The organism is Paenibacillus sp. USHLN196, assembly GCF_037144955.1.
Classification (GTDB): Bacteria; Bacillota; Bacilli; order Paenibacillales; family Paenibacillaceae; genus Paenibacillus; species Paenibacillus xylanexedens_C.
This window is the reverse complement of the sequence record NZ_JBBCYH010000003.1, coordinates 596,778-610,122: the sequence shown is the minus strand read 5'-3', so window position 1 is coordinate 610,122 and position 13,345 is coordinate 596,778. Positions and strand designations below refer to the sequence as shown.

The window sequence follows — 13,345 nt, the reverse complement described above, 5'->3', positions numbered from 1 at the left end:
TTAATTAGACAGACCTCTCTTTCATTTCAGTTTTATCGTTAAGATCGCTTACATAAGATATCTTTCTATCATTTAAACGTCCCTTTTTTTGATGGAAATAATGACTTTTCCTTTCACACGACCTTCTCCAAGATCTTGAATGGCCTGAGCTCCTTCACTTAATAAGTACTCCCGATCAACAATTGGTAAGACTTGGCCTGATTCAACAAGTTCTTTCCATACCTCTTGATCCTCATGATTCGGTTTATGAACGAGAAGTTTTATTTGCTTATGCTCAAGCCGCGCAATAATCGGTGCCCACAGCAAATTGAGAATAATGCGCCGCATTGGACCTCCGACCATCACATATATGCCTCCGCTGACTAATGCACGCTTCAAAGCAAAAACCGAATGCTTACCGATGACATCCAGAATCAGGTCGTATTGTACTCCCCTTGCAGTAAAATCCACTTTCCTATAATCCAACACATGGTCAGCTCCAACAGCGATTAACATACTCAGCTTGTCAGCGCTATCAACGCCAGTCACTTCTGCCCCAAGCAATTTGGCATATTGGATGGCAAATGTTCCGACTCCGCCACCGGCGCCATTAATCAGAACACGTTGCCCCTTTTGCAGATCTCCCCGATCACGCAGGCCTTGTAATGCCAGAACGGCTGCCTGAGGGATGGCTGCTGCCTGCACATAGTTGATACCCGCAGGTTTTGATGTCAAGGCACTTTCCGTAGCACACACATATTCAGCGAATCCACCCCAGTTGCAACCGGAAAGATCTCCGAAGACCTCGTCTCCTGGTTTGAATCGTTTGGCAGAAGCTCCAACGGCGATTACCCGTCCCGCTACATCTGCCCCAAGAATTCGATAACGAGGCTGCCGGACCGCGCCGATGCGGGTTACGAATGGTTTACCGCGAAGGAGATCCCAATCCCAGGAGTTTACCGAGGTTGCATGGACCTCAATTAATACTTCATGATCCTTAGGCACAGGGATGGCGACTTTTTCTAATCGAAGGACTTCTGGCGTTCCGTAGGTATCATATACCAATGCATTCATGGCGTGATTACTTTGTTCGCCGGGCAATCCAGCATCATTCGTTTTTTCTCCCATGATCATTCTCCATTCGATAGACGTATGTGTATCCATGGTCATTTACCCAGTATTCCCGTCAAAGTAGGCAGAATGCAGTAATGATTAATTAATTTCCCATATCATCCATGGCTTGAACAGCTAGATGAAATGCTTTAATTCTTCTTTCCAGAAGAGTCTTTTGAGGGCTACCTTCTTTGGATTTAGCATGCATGCTCTCAAGAGATGGGAACAATCCAATCAAAACAAGACGAGCCCCTGCTATATCTTGTTCGGTGTACGGATGAGATTTTCGGTTCCAGACAAATTCCAGCATGGCTAAGCCGATGTATAAAGCTTTGAGGCGTTTCTGCACTAGAGTCGTGTTATTACCTTTCTGAGACATATTCGTTAAGGCATTTTCTGATTTGCGAATTGTTGATTCAAAGGCTTGGATGGATTGTAATTGTTCTTCATATGACACGTTTTCCATGGAGTACTGACCTCTCTTTTTCTCCTGAACGATTCCCGTTGAATACTTGTATTCATTTCACATATTGAATATGATCTTACGCCACTTAGAGAGGTTGAGCAACTAGAACAACAATCCACTATTCAGAACCGGTTAGCTATGATCGTCCTCTTCGGTTGTTAAACTCAAGGTACTTCGTTACAATAAAGTACGGTGTAACACCATAGTCAAGGAGGGTTTTATGAATTATTCTCTAACACATCTGTCGTCAGGACAATTTGCTAAATTGATGGGTATCAGCAAAGACACTCTTTTTCACTATGATCGATTGGGCATTCTTTCACCTGAGATCAAAGCTGATAATGGATACAGATACTATTCGATGAATCAGATGGATGTCTTCAAAGTAATCACCATTCTAAAAGAATTGGATATGCCTTTGAAGGAAATTAAGGATTATCTGGATCAGAGATCCCCCGAGAAACTAATCACTTTGCTTGAGGGTGAAGAGGCTCTGCTCGAAGTGAAAATTAATAAACTGATTAAAATGAAAAAACTAATCTCAAAGAAAAAAGAAATTACTGCTTCTGCGTTGAAAATCAATCCAGCCTTCATTGGGTTGGAAGACATGTCGGCGGAAGCCCTGGTTATTACCGCGGCCGACCCTTACACCAATGACGAGAGCTTCTATGAATCTATGCTTAAGCATGACAAGTATCTAGAGAGTCATCATCTGGACACATCTCATACGGTAGGCTGGATGCGAGATACCAAAGCGGTATTAGCCAATGAAGCGTTCAATTACGATTATCTGTATACCCGAATCAGTAACGATTCAACGCATGCCAATTTCAAAAAGGAGAACGGTACTTACTTAATTGCCTATCATACGGATGGGTATTCCAGTGTAGAGACAACCTATGATCGAATGCTACAACACAGTGAACGTGAGGGTTTAAACCTTAATGGATATTTTTATGAGGATGTTTTGTTAGATGATCTTTCAGTGAGAGGTTATGAGCACTATACGATTAAAATTTCTGTTCGCATTTCAAAATAAGGATTAATCCATAAAACAAAAAAAGCCGCATAAATAGCGACTTTCAATGTTATACCTGTATATCAGTGCTAGAGTACTTTTTCTAAGAAGCTGATCGTCCGCTCATTCTTCGGATTCCCAAATATCTCTGCAGGAGTACCCTGCTCGACAATATAACCACCATCCATGAAGATCACGCGATCAGCTACCTCACGGGCAAAACCCATCTCATGGGTAACGATCATCATCGTCATGCCTTCGCTGGCGAGGTCTTTCATTACGCCGAGTACTTCTCCTACCATCTCAGGGTCCAGCGCCGATGTCGGTTCATCAAATAACATGACATCCGGATTCATAGCAAGTGCACGAGCGATAGCTACACGTTGTTTTTGTCCACCTGACAGTTGCGTTGGATAGCTGTCTGCTTTGTCAGACAGACCCACACGGTCAAGTAATTGGAGTGCTGTATCACGCGCCTGCTGTGCATTTAATATCCCGAGTTCTCTAGGTGCAAACATGATGTTTTTAAGTACACTGAAATGAGGGAACAAGTTAAAATGTTGAAATACCATGCCAATATTTTCACGAGCTTTGTTCAAATTGGTTTTAGGGTCATTCAGATCCTGATCATCCACGATCACTCGGCCTGCCGTGATGGCATCTAATTGGTTGATGCAGCGCAAGAAAGTACTTTTCCCTGAACCGGAAGGTCCGATGACACAGACAACTTCTCCTTCGTTGACCGCCACATCAATCCCCTTCAGGACCTGATTCGTGCCGAAACTTTTTTTCAAACCTTCAACTTTTATTTTAGCCACGACGAACCTTCACCTCCAGATAATCAGCAATTTTGGTCAATGTGATGATAACAATCAGGTACATAATCGCAACCGTTAACCAAATGTCAAAAGAGGAGAACGTTCTTGCAATTACGATTTTACCCGATTGTGTCAACTCTACGAGACCAATGACGGATAAGATTGACGTATCCTTCAATGTAATAACCATCTGGTTAATGAAAGAAGGAATCATAACCCGTACCGCCTGCGGAATGACGATCTTGATCATCGCTTTGCGATAAGGAAGACCCAATGAACGTGCAGCTTCCATCTGTCCACGATCAATCGATTGAATCCCGCCTCTGATAATCTCGGTGACGTACGCTCCTGCATTCAGACTAAGTGTCAGAATAGCTGCCAGGAACAATGGCATCGTGAAGCCCATAGCTTGTGGTATCCCGAAATAAATAAAGAATGCCAGGACAATCAGCGGAATGCCGCGGAAGATATCCACAAATACGGTGGCAACACCACGAAGGAATTTGTTCTGTCCTACCTTCATAAATCCGAAAATCAGACCGATGATAAACGCGAAGAACAGGGACACAATCGTGTATAAAAGTGTGTTTCCCAGACCTTTAAAAAGTGCAGGAAGAGATTTCTGGATTAACTCCCAGCGACCTTGATTAGCAACAGTCGGAGCGTTCTCACCAAGATATTTCTCGGTAATGCGCTTATACTCACCGTTAGCTTTGATATTGGCGAGCCCTGTATTAAACATCTCCAGAAGCTCTTGGTTTTTCCCCTTGCTTACTGCAAAACCGTAAGGAGCGCCATCTTCTTTGTCGGTAACAATTTTCAAACCGTTGTTCTGATTAACCCCATAGGCCAGTACAGAATAATCTTCAAAACAGGCTACGGAATTACCGGTTTTTACATCTTCATACATTTGGTATGACTCATCAAACGGAACGATCGTAAATCCATACTCTGAAGCGATGGACTCTGCAAAACTAAACCCTTCTGTTCCGGTTTTCACGGCTACCTTCTGTCCACGAAGGTCTTCATAACTCTTAATTGTGTCATTGTTGGCACTAACACCCATAACGACACCTGATTCAAAATAAGTATCAGAAAAATCAAATTTTGCTTTTCGCTCATCCGTAATACTCATCCCTGCGATCACACCATCGACTTGATTCGCCTCAAGTGCCTGTACAGCTGCGTTAAATCCCAGGGCTTTGATTTGATACTTGAAATTTTGATCTTTGGCGATTGCATCCAGTAAATCCATGTCGATACCAACAAAATCACCATTCTCGTCTTCATATTCGAATGGAGCAAATGTGACATCAGTTCCGATAACATAGGTTTTACCGGAATCGGACGCTGCAGCAGCGTTCCCTACCCATCCTGATAGACCGCTCACCAGGAGCAGCATCAGTGAAAGTATAAAAAATGAGATCTTCGTTGTTTTCATGTGTCCTCCCCGACTCGGTGTTGTCCGAATAATCATTATTTTCTTTGGAATCGCTATTACTGTTATATCTTTGTCGATCTTTTGCCCACTTGATTGTTATTATTTACTGTATATTAACAATCAATGCTTTGCCTTTCCACTTGCAACATTTTCCTCCATCATTTTTTCCAACCAGTAAAAGTCCTTTTAATACTTACCCTCCAGGTAAGCTTTGCGAAACCCAATATTACATTGTGAATCTGAAAAAAGGTACATTTACTTTAAAACGTTACTTTTAAAATTTAAGAAATCAAAAAAGCCGCGTTTTCCGCGACTTTTTGATGTACAGTTTTTTTATTTTCTATTAATTCGCTCTGGTTGTCAATACAATCTCAAACTTCGAACCAGCTTCACCCGCAAACACAATGGTTCCGTTCTCAGGCAATACAATTTCGTTTTGTCCACTGACCACTGTATGATTCATGCCTACGCCCGCTTCGTCGTATACAGCAAATGCGCTGTTTGAAGACATCTTGACCGTCATTTCTTTACCTGCAACGGATGCCGGAATCGAGAACCATGTAGCATGACCATTCGCTGGAATGGTTGTCTTCGACTGTCTTCCTGTATAGATCGGTTTTACAATTTCCTGAGCAGCATAGACGTTGCCTCCAGCTGTAACGTATTCCACGCCATTTTCCTCATAGAAATTGAACTCCATCGTGTCACGGCCCGCCAATCCAGGAATCTGCAATTGATTCACGGCTTGGTTCGCTCCAATGATTTTATTCGTGTATACATAACCCGGCAGTTCGTTGAAGGTATGAATCGGAATCATCGGCATAGCTGTGTTATACAATGTTGATGTGAACTTTTCGTTGACCAACACATAGGCTTTGCCTTCCCGCTTCTGCCATGCGGCTTTTACATCTTCAGCCAATTCGTTAGTTTCAAGTTTTTCTGCCTTGTATTCCGAGGAAGCGATCTGCCCAAGACCCGGCACGGACTGATACGAGCGAGACCACAAATATGTGTTTCCATTGACTTCCTGAACGAATTTCAACTTTTCCGTACCTGTGTTATTAACAAAAGAACCATCAGCGACATACGTGTATGTCTGATCAGGACTGTTAGGAGATGACAGATTGGACATGGTTAATTGCCCGTCATCTTTCATGTCCAAGTTCATTAACATGTTAGCACCACCGCCATACATACCTGTATGCTGTGTAAGTTCCTTCGGCATGGTTGCTTTTACAGGCGCGCCATGTGACTTCTCCGGCTTACGATCCGGAATGATATTCTTCTCCTCGAGCGCGCCAAGCAACAGTTCGGTTGCCAGCAATTGATCCGTTGAGCTGTGACCTCCCGAAGAAGTTACGGCAGCAGCCATATTATATTCAGGAAGCACAATCAATGAGGAATGATAGGTTATCGTATTGCCGCCTTTGCTTACTGCCTGGATGCCATAATCATTAAAAGGAAACAAGTTTACGCTATCCCAGCCCAAGCCATAGCCAACGGACGAATCGCCATCTTCCGGCCACATACCTCTCTTGTATTCTTCTTGCTCCATAGCCTCTACAGATTCCTGTGAAAGAACACCTTCAACCTCACCTGTGAAGATTTTCGAGAATTGAACCAGGTCTTCAGCGGTGGAATAGAGGCCACCGGAAGCTATCATGTTTGTAGTCTCTAAGGGAAGATGCTCCGCATGCGACGGGGAATATGTTGCTGCCATCTGGCTAAGATTCACATCGTCCTGCGGTGTTTTGGTATGGTCCATACCGAGAGGTTCCGTTATGTACCGGTGTATGAAAGTGGTGAAACTCATGCCGCTGACCCGCTCAACCAGAATCTCAGCTAAGGTAAAACCATCATTGCTATACACCGAGTATGCACCAGGATCTGCCTTTAGATGTTGCGTCGCCAATTGTTCCAGTAACGTATCATGTGCGTAGGTATCCTTGTCCCCGAACAGTATTGCACTATTACTCGACGTTCCAAGAAGCCCGGATGAATGATTCAGCAGCATGCGTGGTGTGATCTGTTGGTAACGCTTATCTTTCATTTTAAAGTCCGGAATATACTTCACTACAGGCTCATCGAGATCGATCTCGCCTTGGTCCACTAGCTTCATTACGGAAGCCGTAAGCACCATTTTGCTGGTTGAACCTATGCCATACATTGTATTAGAAGAAAGTGGAATGTTGTTCTGCTGGTCATTTTTGCCCAACTGACCGGAGATCACAATCTCTCCCTCATCCATCAGCGCGTATTGCACACTTGTCGTAGCGTATGATTCAGTAAGTACCTTGGCCTTCGCGACTACTGCCTTTTTGGTCAGATCATACGTAAGATTACTTCCGTTACTTGTAGCGGATACAGCCATGGCGGACATAGGGGATATCATCGCGAACACCAAGGTTATCGCGGCGATGGAAGTTCGTTTTTTCAGTGTCAATCTCATCTTCTCCTGTCTTATCTATGAATTAGGAATCTCTGTGGTAGTACTCCAGTAGTGTAACCGAAGAAGATGAACTGTCTGTTGCTTCAATATGAACCGAGTATGAACCAACCCAAGCAGGTGCGTTACACGGGAAATATCAATCCAGTCTTTACTTCGCTTTGTTGCCAATTCAACTTCTGCCATGATAGTATTCAGTGGAGTGCCAGAAGCATCCATAACTACATAAGAACATGCAATCCATAATCTCAGCATCACTACAGGAGTTGAATCCATGCTAAAAGTGAATCGCAATGACCATCGCCCGATCTGGCAGCAACTTCTTGACCAAGCTATTCAACATATTACAACCGGAAAATGGCCGCCGGGCGAATTGCTACTTCCATCACGTGAACTCGCGCAATTAATTGGCGTTTCACGATCAACCATACAAATTGTCTACGAGGAACTATTCAGCAGAGGGTATACGGTAACCTCCCGTCGGGCCGGGACAAGGGTTAGTGATTGGACATATGCGCCTCGTTCATCGGAGGATGTCGCGATCCAAGGACCTATCCCTCCCGAGCTGCCTATACTAAACGATTCGATTGGTCAGCTGCACAGTTGGTTCGGCAATAGAGATAACCGAAAAGTAGACATTGATTTTACTCCCCACGAGCCTTATCTAGATGAAAATTTCACCAAATCCTGGAGGCAATCGTTTATACAGGCTTCCACTGAACCTAATCTGGATATTTGGGCCTACGGCGATGCCAGAGGTTTACTGCCCTTAAGAGAGCAGATTCAACGTTATTTGTCACTTGAACGAGGCATTCATATCGATGTTGATCAAGTCTTGTTAACCTCTGGTGCACAACATAGCATTGATTTAATTGCTCAGGCACTCTTAAGTGAGGGAGACAGAGTTTCGGTAGAGGACCCCGGGTTCCCTGCTGCTTGGATGGCGATGAAATACCGACGGATGCAGGTTGAACCCGTTCCTGTCGATGAGTATGGAATCTGTGTAGATCGCATTCACCCAGATACTAAACTCGTATTCGTCACACCTTCTCATCAATGCGCAGTTGGCGTTATTATGTCGGAGCCCCGCAGGCAACAATTAATGCATATGGCTGCTCATCATCGATATTGGATTGTTGAGGATGACTACGATAGCGAATTTAGATACCGCGGAGATCCACTTCCGACCATTTTCAGTCAGCAACCTCAGAATACGCTTTATATGATGAGTTTCTCCAAGATGGTTGCGCCTGGCATTCGACTATCCGCTATCATCGGACCCAAAAAGGCTATTGATCGGCTTACCCAAGTGCACGAACTAACGTATCGTCATCTGCCGATTATGGAACAATTAACGCTTACTCACTTTATTGAACGAGGTCATTTCATGCGCCATATGAGAAGAGTTCGGAATATATATCGACGCAGACACGAAGTCATGACCAAAGCCATTGTAGCTTCTGGGCTAAGTTCACAATTTACATTAAGTGGTGTGGAAACGGGATTGCATATGCTTCTTGAATCTGAAACGTCGTTTGACGAAGAAGTGATGACCAACGCTGCCCTTGATCAAGGCGTCCGCGTATACCCGCTTAGTAAATATTGCCTGGAAAGTAATCGAAAAGGATGGATATTAGGTTTTGCGAAAGTAGATGAGGATAGAATTGAGGAAGGTATACATCGCCTTGCACAGACTCTATTATAATGAAGGACATTTTTGCCAATCCGGTCTGAAAGGAAGTATTGTATTTTGAAAATTTCCGTGTTAGGTGCCACTGGGAGAGTTGGAAGTCATCTCGTCTCTCATGCATTACGTTCCAATCATCAAGTAACCGCACTGGTTAGAAGCCCGGAGAAGGTACAAATTAGTGATAAAAATTTCATTCTGCATCAAGGGAATGCTTTAGTCAAAGAAGATATTCATCTCGCCATGCATGGGGCTGATCTCGTTGTTAGTGCCTTGGGCACCGATGGAACGACTACATTATCGCAATCCATGAGACTGATTGTTGAAGCTATGGCTCAGGAGCGCATGAAAAGAATCATTACCATTGGTACGGCAGGAATATTGGAAAGTCGAACCGATCCTGGCTTGCTTCGTTTTCAATCCTCCGAATCCAAACGTAAATCAACGCGCGCAGCAATGGAGCATCTAGAAATGTACAACATTCTCAAAGCTTCAGAGTTAGAATGGACTATCGTGTGTCCTACCTACTTATTTGATGGAGAATCTCTCGGTAAGTACCGGGTTGAGCGCGACTATTTGCCTGACGGTGGAACCTCTATATCTGTAATCGATACTGCGGAGTTTGCTTATCAGCAATTAATGTCTGATGAGTATGTACAGTCTCGTGTAGGTATAGCTTACTAGGGCGTGTCTTAAATCTTATTTACGGTATATCTCTCCTGTTCAAAAAAGAAAGTTTCAACATAGCAAGCAAAATAAGAGCCTGCAATTGTTATCCATCAGGAACAATTGCAGGCTCTATATGTGTCTGCTGTTGAACTATTTAAGCCCTTCATATAGAGGAAATTGCGAAGTGATTTCGCGGACACTACCTAATATCTGATTTTTCACCTTCAAACTTTTGGGATTTTTGAAAGCCACCCCTATAAGCTGTCCGATTTCTTTCATTTCCCTGGCTCCAAGTCCTCTTGACGTCATAGCCGGAGTTCCAAAACGAATACCGCTCGTGACCAAAGGACTTGCCGTATCGTGAGGGATTGCATTTTTATTCGCTGTAATCCCCACCTCATCAAGTAAAGCTTCGGCTTCTTTGCCTGTAAGGCCCATAGTTCGTAAGTCAACCAACACGATATGATTATCTGTCCCACCCGATACAAGGGTGAGTCCTTCATTCATTAAAGTTTCTGCCAATACGTTGGCGTTATTCAGAACACCTTCAATATATGTTGTGAAATCGGATTGCAATGCCTCACCTAACGCCACCGCCTTCCCTGCTATGACATGCATGAAAGGCCCACCCTGAGTTCCCGGGAATACAGCTTTATCGATCGCCTGTGCCCACGACTCCCGACACAAAATGGCTCCCCCTCGTGGTCCTCGCAAAGTCTTGTGCGTGGTAGTTGAAACAAAATGGGCATGCGGTACCGGATTAGGATGCAAACCTGCTGCAACTATTCCGGCTATATGCGCCATATCTACAAAGAAAAGGGCTCCCACTTCGGCGGCAATTTGGGCGAATAATTCAAACTCAATGGTCCGCGGGTATGCACTTCCACCTGCAACGATCATGCGTGGACGATACTTATAAGCCAGTTTACGTACTTCGTCAAAGTCAATGCGGCCTGTTTGTGCATCAACACCATATGGAACAAAATTATAAAATCTCCCAGAAAAATTAACAAGACTTCCGTGTGTTAGATGACCACCTTGGGATAGATTCATGCCAAGTATTGTGTCACCAATCTCAACCGAGGCAAAATACACAGCCATGTTGGCCTGAGAACCGGAGTGAGGCTGCACATTCGCATGTTCAGCGCCAAAAAGTGCTTTAAGGCGGCGATTCGCTATCTCCTCGATTGTATCTACATGCTCACAACCGCCATAATATCTTCTGCCCGGATACCCCTCCGCATATTTATTGGTCAATACTGAGCCGGTTGCTTCCATCACAGCTTGACTTACAAAATTCTCTGATGCAATCAATTCTATCGTATCCCGCTGTCTTCCAAGCTCTTGCTGGATAGCATTTGCCACGACTTTATCTTGCTTTTCCAATTGTTTCATGAACATCTTCCTCTCCATATTACGGTTATCTATTCGATCCAAATTGTTTTTTGGGAAATTTGCTATTCATCAGTAGATGTGCCATCATTCCTGCAAACAGTCCCCAAAATGCACCACCGACACCAAGTAAAGTCACATTCGCTGCTGTCGCTAAAAATGTTATCAATGCGGTTTCACGTCCTTTAGGGTCCGTTAATGCATTCGCAAGACTCCCCCCAATTGTTCCGAGTAAGGCTAGTCCGGCTAATGTTGCAATAAAAGTAGCAGGAAGAATCAAAAACAGAGCAGCCAATGTTACGCCAAAAATGCCGACAAAAATATAAAAAATTCCACAAGCAATACCTGCTATATACCGTTTAGTTGCATCTTCATGTGCATCTTTTCCTGTACAAATCGCTGCTGTAATAGCTGCCACATTAAAAGCATGTGATCCGAATGGAGCTGCAAGAAGTGAACCCAAACCTGTTACGGCCAAAATGGGATTGGCACTTGTCTTGAATCCATCATTACGCAAAACAAGCATTCCGGGCATATACTGCCCTGTCAAGGTAATAATGAACAGCGGGAGCGCAACCCCAAGTAAAGCATTTAACGAAAATGCTGGAACAACAAATACAGGCGATGCGACCGCCAATTGGATCGTACTGAAGTCTGTTTTCCCCATGCAAATCAAATAAATCAAACCGATTGCCAATATACCAACAATGGCATAACGGGAAGTAAATCTTCTTAGCACGATGTAGGCTGCAAACAGCACAGTAACAAGCAAAGGATCAACCTTCGCCCCTCCAAAGGCCGATATGCCAAACTGTAGCAGAATACCTGCTAACAATCCGGAGGCGATGCCTGGGGGAATCAGTCGAACGAAACGTTCAAACATGCCTGACCAACCCAAAATAATAAATCCAACTGCCGAAATCATGTAAGCTCCAATAGCTTCTGGATAAGGGGTTACCGCTAATGCTGAAACGAGAAACGCCACACCCGGTGTAGACCAGGCTGTAATAATCGGTTCCTTGTATCGATAACTGAGCCAGATCCCCGTTACTCCTACCCCAATCGAGATGGACCAAATCCAGGAAGCAGTCATTTCCGGGCTTAAACCAGCCACTTTTGCAGCTTGAAACACAAGAATAAATGTCCCCCCGTAATTAACAATTACGGATATTAAAGCGGCGATAACCGGTGAGATCAGATCGCGACCACGTAACGAAGGGGATGCTGTCTTCATATTTAACACTACCTCTCACTTAATCATCGATGCGTGTGTTTTCATTCCAGTAATATTCGTCCGGTAAATAGCGTGGGCCAAATACACTTGTTCCTACACGTATCAATGTAGCTCCTTCTTCAATAGCGACCTGGAAGTCACCGGACATACCCATCGATAGAATATCCATTTCTACACGCGGGATGTTTTTCTCTTTAATTTGAGTGCGAATACGGTTTAACAAACGAAAGCAATGCCGCGTTTCTTCGTTTGTCGCATTCAGTTTTCCAATGGTCATTAAGCCTTTCACGTTCAACGTTTCGAATTGAGTTAACTGTTCTACAAGCTCAACGGCAGTTTCTGGAGAGGCACCAAATTTACTTTCTTCGTAGGACGTGTTAATTTGCACAAGAATGTCTAAGGTCTTATTCTCTTTGAGAAGCTGGTTATGTAACGCTTGACCCAGTTTCAGACGATCTACGGAATGAATAAGAGTAACATATTTAACAACGTCCTTTACTTTATTTGTTTGCAGATGTCCGATAAAATGCCATTCCACCTGTTTGCTTTGTTCCATGAGTGGGAATTTGTCTCGGAGTTCTTGAGCTTTGTTCTCTCCAAACAGGACCTCACCTGCTTGAATAGCTATTTGTAATTTCTCTAGCGGTACCGTTTTGGTCGCGAGCAACAACTTGATGTCCTCAATGTTGCGACCTGAAGCCTGGCAGGCCAATGCCATTTGCTGTCTTACAGCTTGAAGATTTTGTTCTACTAGATGTTTCATGTCAGCCACCTTCTTTCTATTCCGAACAGGAATGAATCAATGAGATTAGCTCCTCCTTTTGTATTGTGAAGACTGTGTGGAACGTCATGCTAGTATAGCAACGCATGGATTGGATATACATATCCAAAAATGCTCTTTTTGAGCAGTCCAAAATGACAAAGTGGACTATAATTCAATTGGGGCACCTTTAATATGCTTTTAAAAATCAATAATCTGATTGATGTGATGCCCGCACGCTTCTTCTGAAATGAAAAAAGCCGCTAATTTAGCGGCTTGGTTTAGTTCTATGTTCATGTCCATGTCCAGAACGAAGATACAT

Annotated in this window: 11 protein-coding genes; 3 read left to right on the top strand and 8 right to left on the bottom strand. The window is 43.8% G+C overall.

Annotated features, from left to right (window positions below):
- Positions 1 to 72 precede the first annotated feature (72 nt).
- Both WFI24_RS09445 and WFI24_RS09440 read right to left on the bottom strand, forming a co-directional pair.
- Complete coding sequence (locus WFI24_RS09445; RefSeq protein ID WP_336760161.1) at positions 73 to 1,107, bottom strand: NAD(P)-dependent alcohol dehydrogenase; 1,035 nt, start codon at positions 1,105 to 1,107, stop codon at positions 73 to 75.
- Positions 1,108 to 1,195: 88 nt separating this feature from the next.
- Positions 1,196 to 1,558, bottom strand: a complete 363-nt coding sequence (locus WFI24_RS09440) for a hypothetical protein (RefSeq protein ID WP_336760159.1) — start codon at positions 1,556 to 1,558, stop codon at positions 1,196 to 1,198.
- Between the two features lie 220 nt (positions 1,559 to 1,778).
- Here WFI24_RS09440 and WFI24_RS09435 point away from each other — a divergent pair, with 220 nt between their 5' ends.
- Positions 1,779 to 2,597: a MerR family transcriptional regulator gene (locus WFI24_RS09435; RefSeq protein ID WP_336760157.1), complete on the top strand. Its 819-nt coding sequence runs from the start codon at positions 1,779 to 1,781 to the stop codon at positions 2,595 to 2,597.
- 68 nt (positions 2,598 to 2,665) lie between these two features.
- On the opposite strand, the gene WFI24_RS09430 is transcribed toward WFI24_RS09435, so the two are convergent.
- The 3 genes from WFI24_RS09430 to WFI24_RS09420 all read right to left on the bottom strand — a co-directional run bounded on the left by WFI24_RS09430 (position 2,666) and on the right by WFI24_RS09420 (position 7,284).
- On the bottom strand, positions 2,666 to 3,394 hold the full coding sequence (locus WFI24_RS09430) for an amino acid ABC transporter ATP-binding protein (protein ID WP_145317270.1): 729 nt from the start codon (positions 3,392 to 3,394) through the stop codon (positions 2,666 to 2,668).
- Positions 3,387 to 4,835, bottom strand: coding sequence for an amino acid ABC transporter substrate-binding protein/permease (locus tag WFI24_RS09425; RefSeq protein ID WP_336760154.1), 1,449 nt, complete (start codon positions 4,833 to 4,835; stop codon positions 3,387 to 3,389). Before WFI24_RS09425 ends, WFI24_RS09430 begins: the two co-directional genes overlap by 8 nt.
- A 343-nt stretch (positions 4,836 to 5,178) precedes the next feature.
- Positions 5,179 to 7,284: a serine hydrolase domain-containing protein gene (locus WFI24_RS09420; RefSeq protein ID WP_336760153.1), complete on the bottom strand. Its 2,106-nt coding sequence runs from the start codon at positions 7,282 to 7,284 to the stop codon at positions 5,179 to 5,181.
- 271 nt (positions 7,285 to 7,555) lie between these two features.
- On the opposite strand from WFI24_RS09420, the gene pdxR reads away from it, so the two are divergent.
- Together pdxR and WFI24_RS09410 are read left to right on the top strand one after the other, a co-directional pair.
- Positions 7,556 to 8,986 (top strand): MocR-like pyridoxine biosynthesis transcription factor PdxR, encoded by a 1,431-nt coding sequence (gene pdxR, locus WFI24_RS09415; protein WP_336760151.1) that lies wholly within the window; start codon positions 7,556 to 7,558, stop codon positions 8,984 to 8,986.
- A 45-nt stretch (positions 8,987 to 9,031) separates the two neighbouring features.
- Entirely contained in the window at positions 9,032 to 9,652 is a 621-nt protein-coding gene (locus WFI24_RS09410) for an NAD(P)-dependent oxidoreductase (RefSeq protein WP_336760149.1), read from the top strand.
- A gap of 135 nt (positions 9,653 to 9,787) precedes the next feature.
- On the opposite strand, the gene glyA is transcribed toward WFI24_RS09410, so the two are convergent.
- Genes glyA through WFI24_RS09395 form a run of 3 tightly spaced genes read right to left on the bottom strand, consistent with a single transcriptional unit; the run spans position 9,788 to position 13,026 of the window.
- A complete protein-coding gene (gene glyA, locus WFI24_RS09405) occupies positions 9,788 to 11,032 on the bottom strand; it encodes a serine hydroxymethyltransferase (RefSeq protein WP_336760147.1) in 1,245 nt (414 codons plus the stop codon).
- A gap of 25 nt (positions 11,033 to 11,057) precedes the next feature.
- A complete protein-coding gene (locus WFI24_RS09400; protein ID WP_336760145.1) occupies positions 11,058 to 12,263 on the bottom strand; it encodes a benzoate/H(+) symporter BenE family transporter in 1,206 nt (401 codons plus the stop codon).
- Positions 12,264 to 12,282: 19 nt separating this feature from the next.
- Positions 12,283 to 13,026: a YggS family pyridoxal phosphate-dependent enzyme gene (locus tag WFI24_RS09395; RefSeq protein ID WP_336760144.1), complete on the bottom strand. Its 744-nt coding sequence runs from the start codon at positions 13,024 to 13,026 to the stop codon at positions 12,283 to 12,285.
- Positions 13,027 to 13,345: the final 319 nt, after the last annotated feature.

What these genes read in the sequence shown, in the direction of transcription:
- WFI24_RS09445 (WP_336760161.1), bottom strand. Translation starts at nt 1,107, where the DNA reads ATGGGAGAAAAAACGAATGATGCTGGATTGCCCGGCGAACAAAGTAAT.
- WFI24_RS09440 (WP_336760159.1), bottom strand. Translation starts at nt 1,558, where the DNA reads ATGGAAAACGTGTCATATGAAGAACAATTACAATCCATCCAAGCCTTT.
- WFI24_RS09435 (WP_336760157.1), top strand. Translation starts at nt 1,779, where the DNA reads ATGAATTATTCTCTAACACATCTGTCGTCAGGACAATTTGCTAAATTG.
- WFI24_RS09425 (WP_336760154.1), bottom strand. Translation starts at nt 4,835, where the DNA reads ATGAAAACAACGAAGATCTCATTTTTTATACTTTCACTGATGCTGCTC.
- WFI24_RS09420 (WP_336760153.1), bottom strand. Translation starts at nt 7,284, where the DNA reads ATGAGATTGACACTGAAAAAACGAACTTCCATCGCCGCGATAACCTTG.
- pdxR (WP_336760151.1), top strand. Translation starts at nt 7,556, where the DNA reads ATGCTAAAAGTGAATCGCAATGACCATCGCCCGATCTGGCAGCAACTT.
- glyA (WP_336760147.1), bottom strand. Translation starts at nt 11,032, where the DNA reads ATGAAACAATTGGAAAAGCAAGATAAAGTCGTGGCAAATGCTATCCAG.
- WFI24_RS09400 (WP_336760145.1), bottom strand. Translation starts at nt 12,263, where the DNA reads ATGAAGACAGCATCCCCTTCGTTACGTGGTCGCGATCTGATCTCACCG.
- WFI24_RS09395 (WP_336760144.1), bottom strand. Translation starts at nt 13,026, where the DNA reads ATGAAACATCTAGTAGAACAAAATCTTCAAGCTGTAAGACAGCAAATG.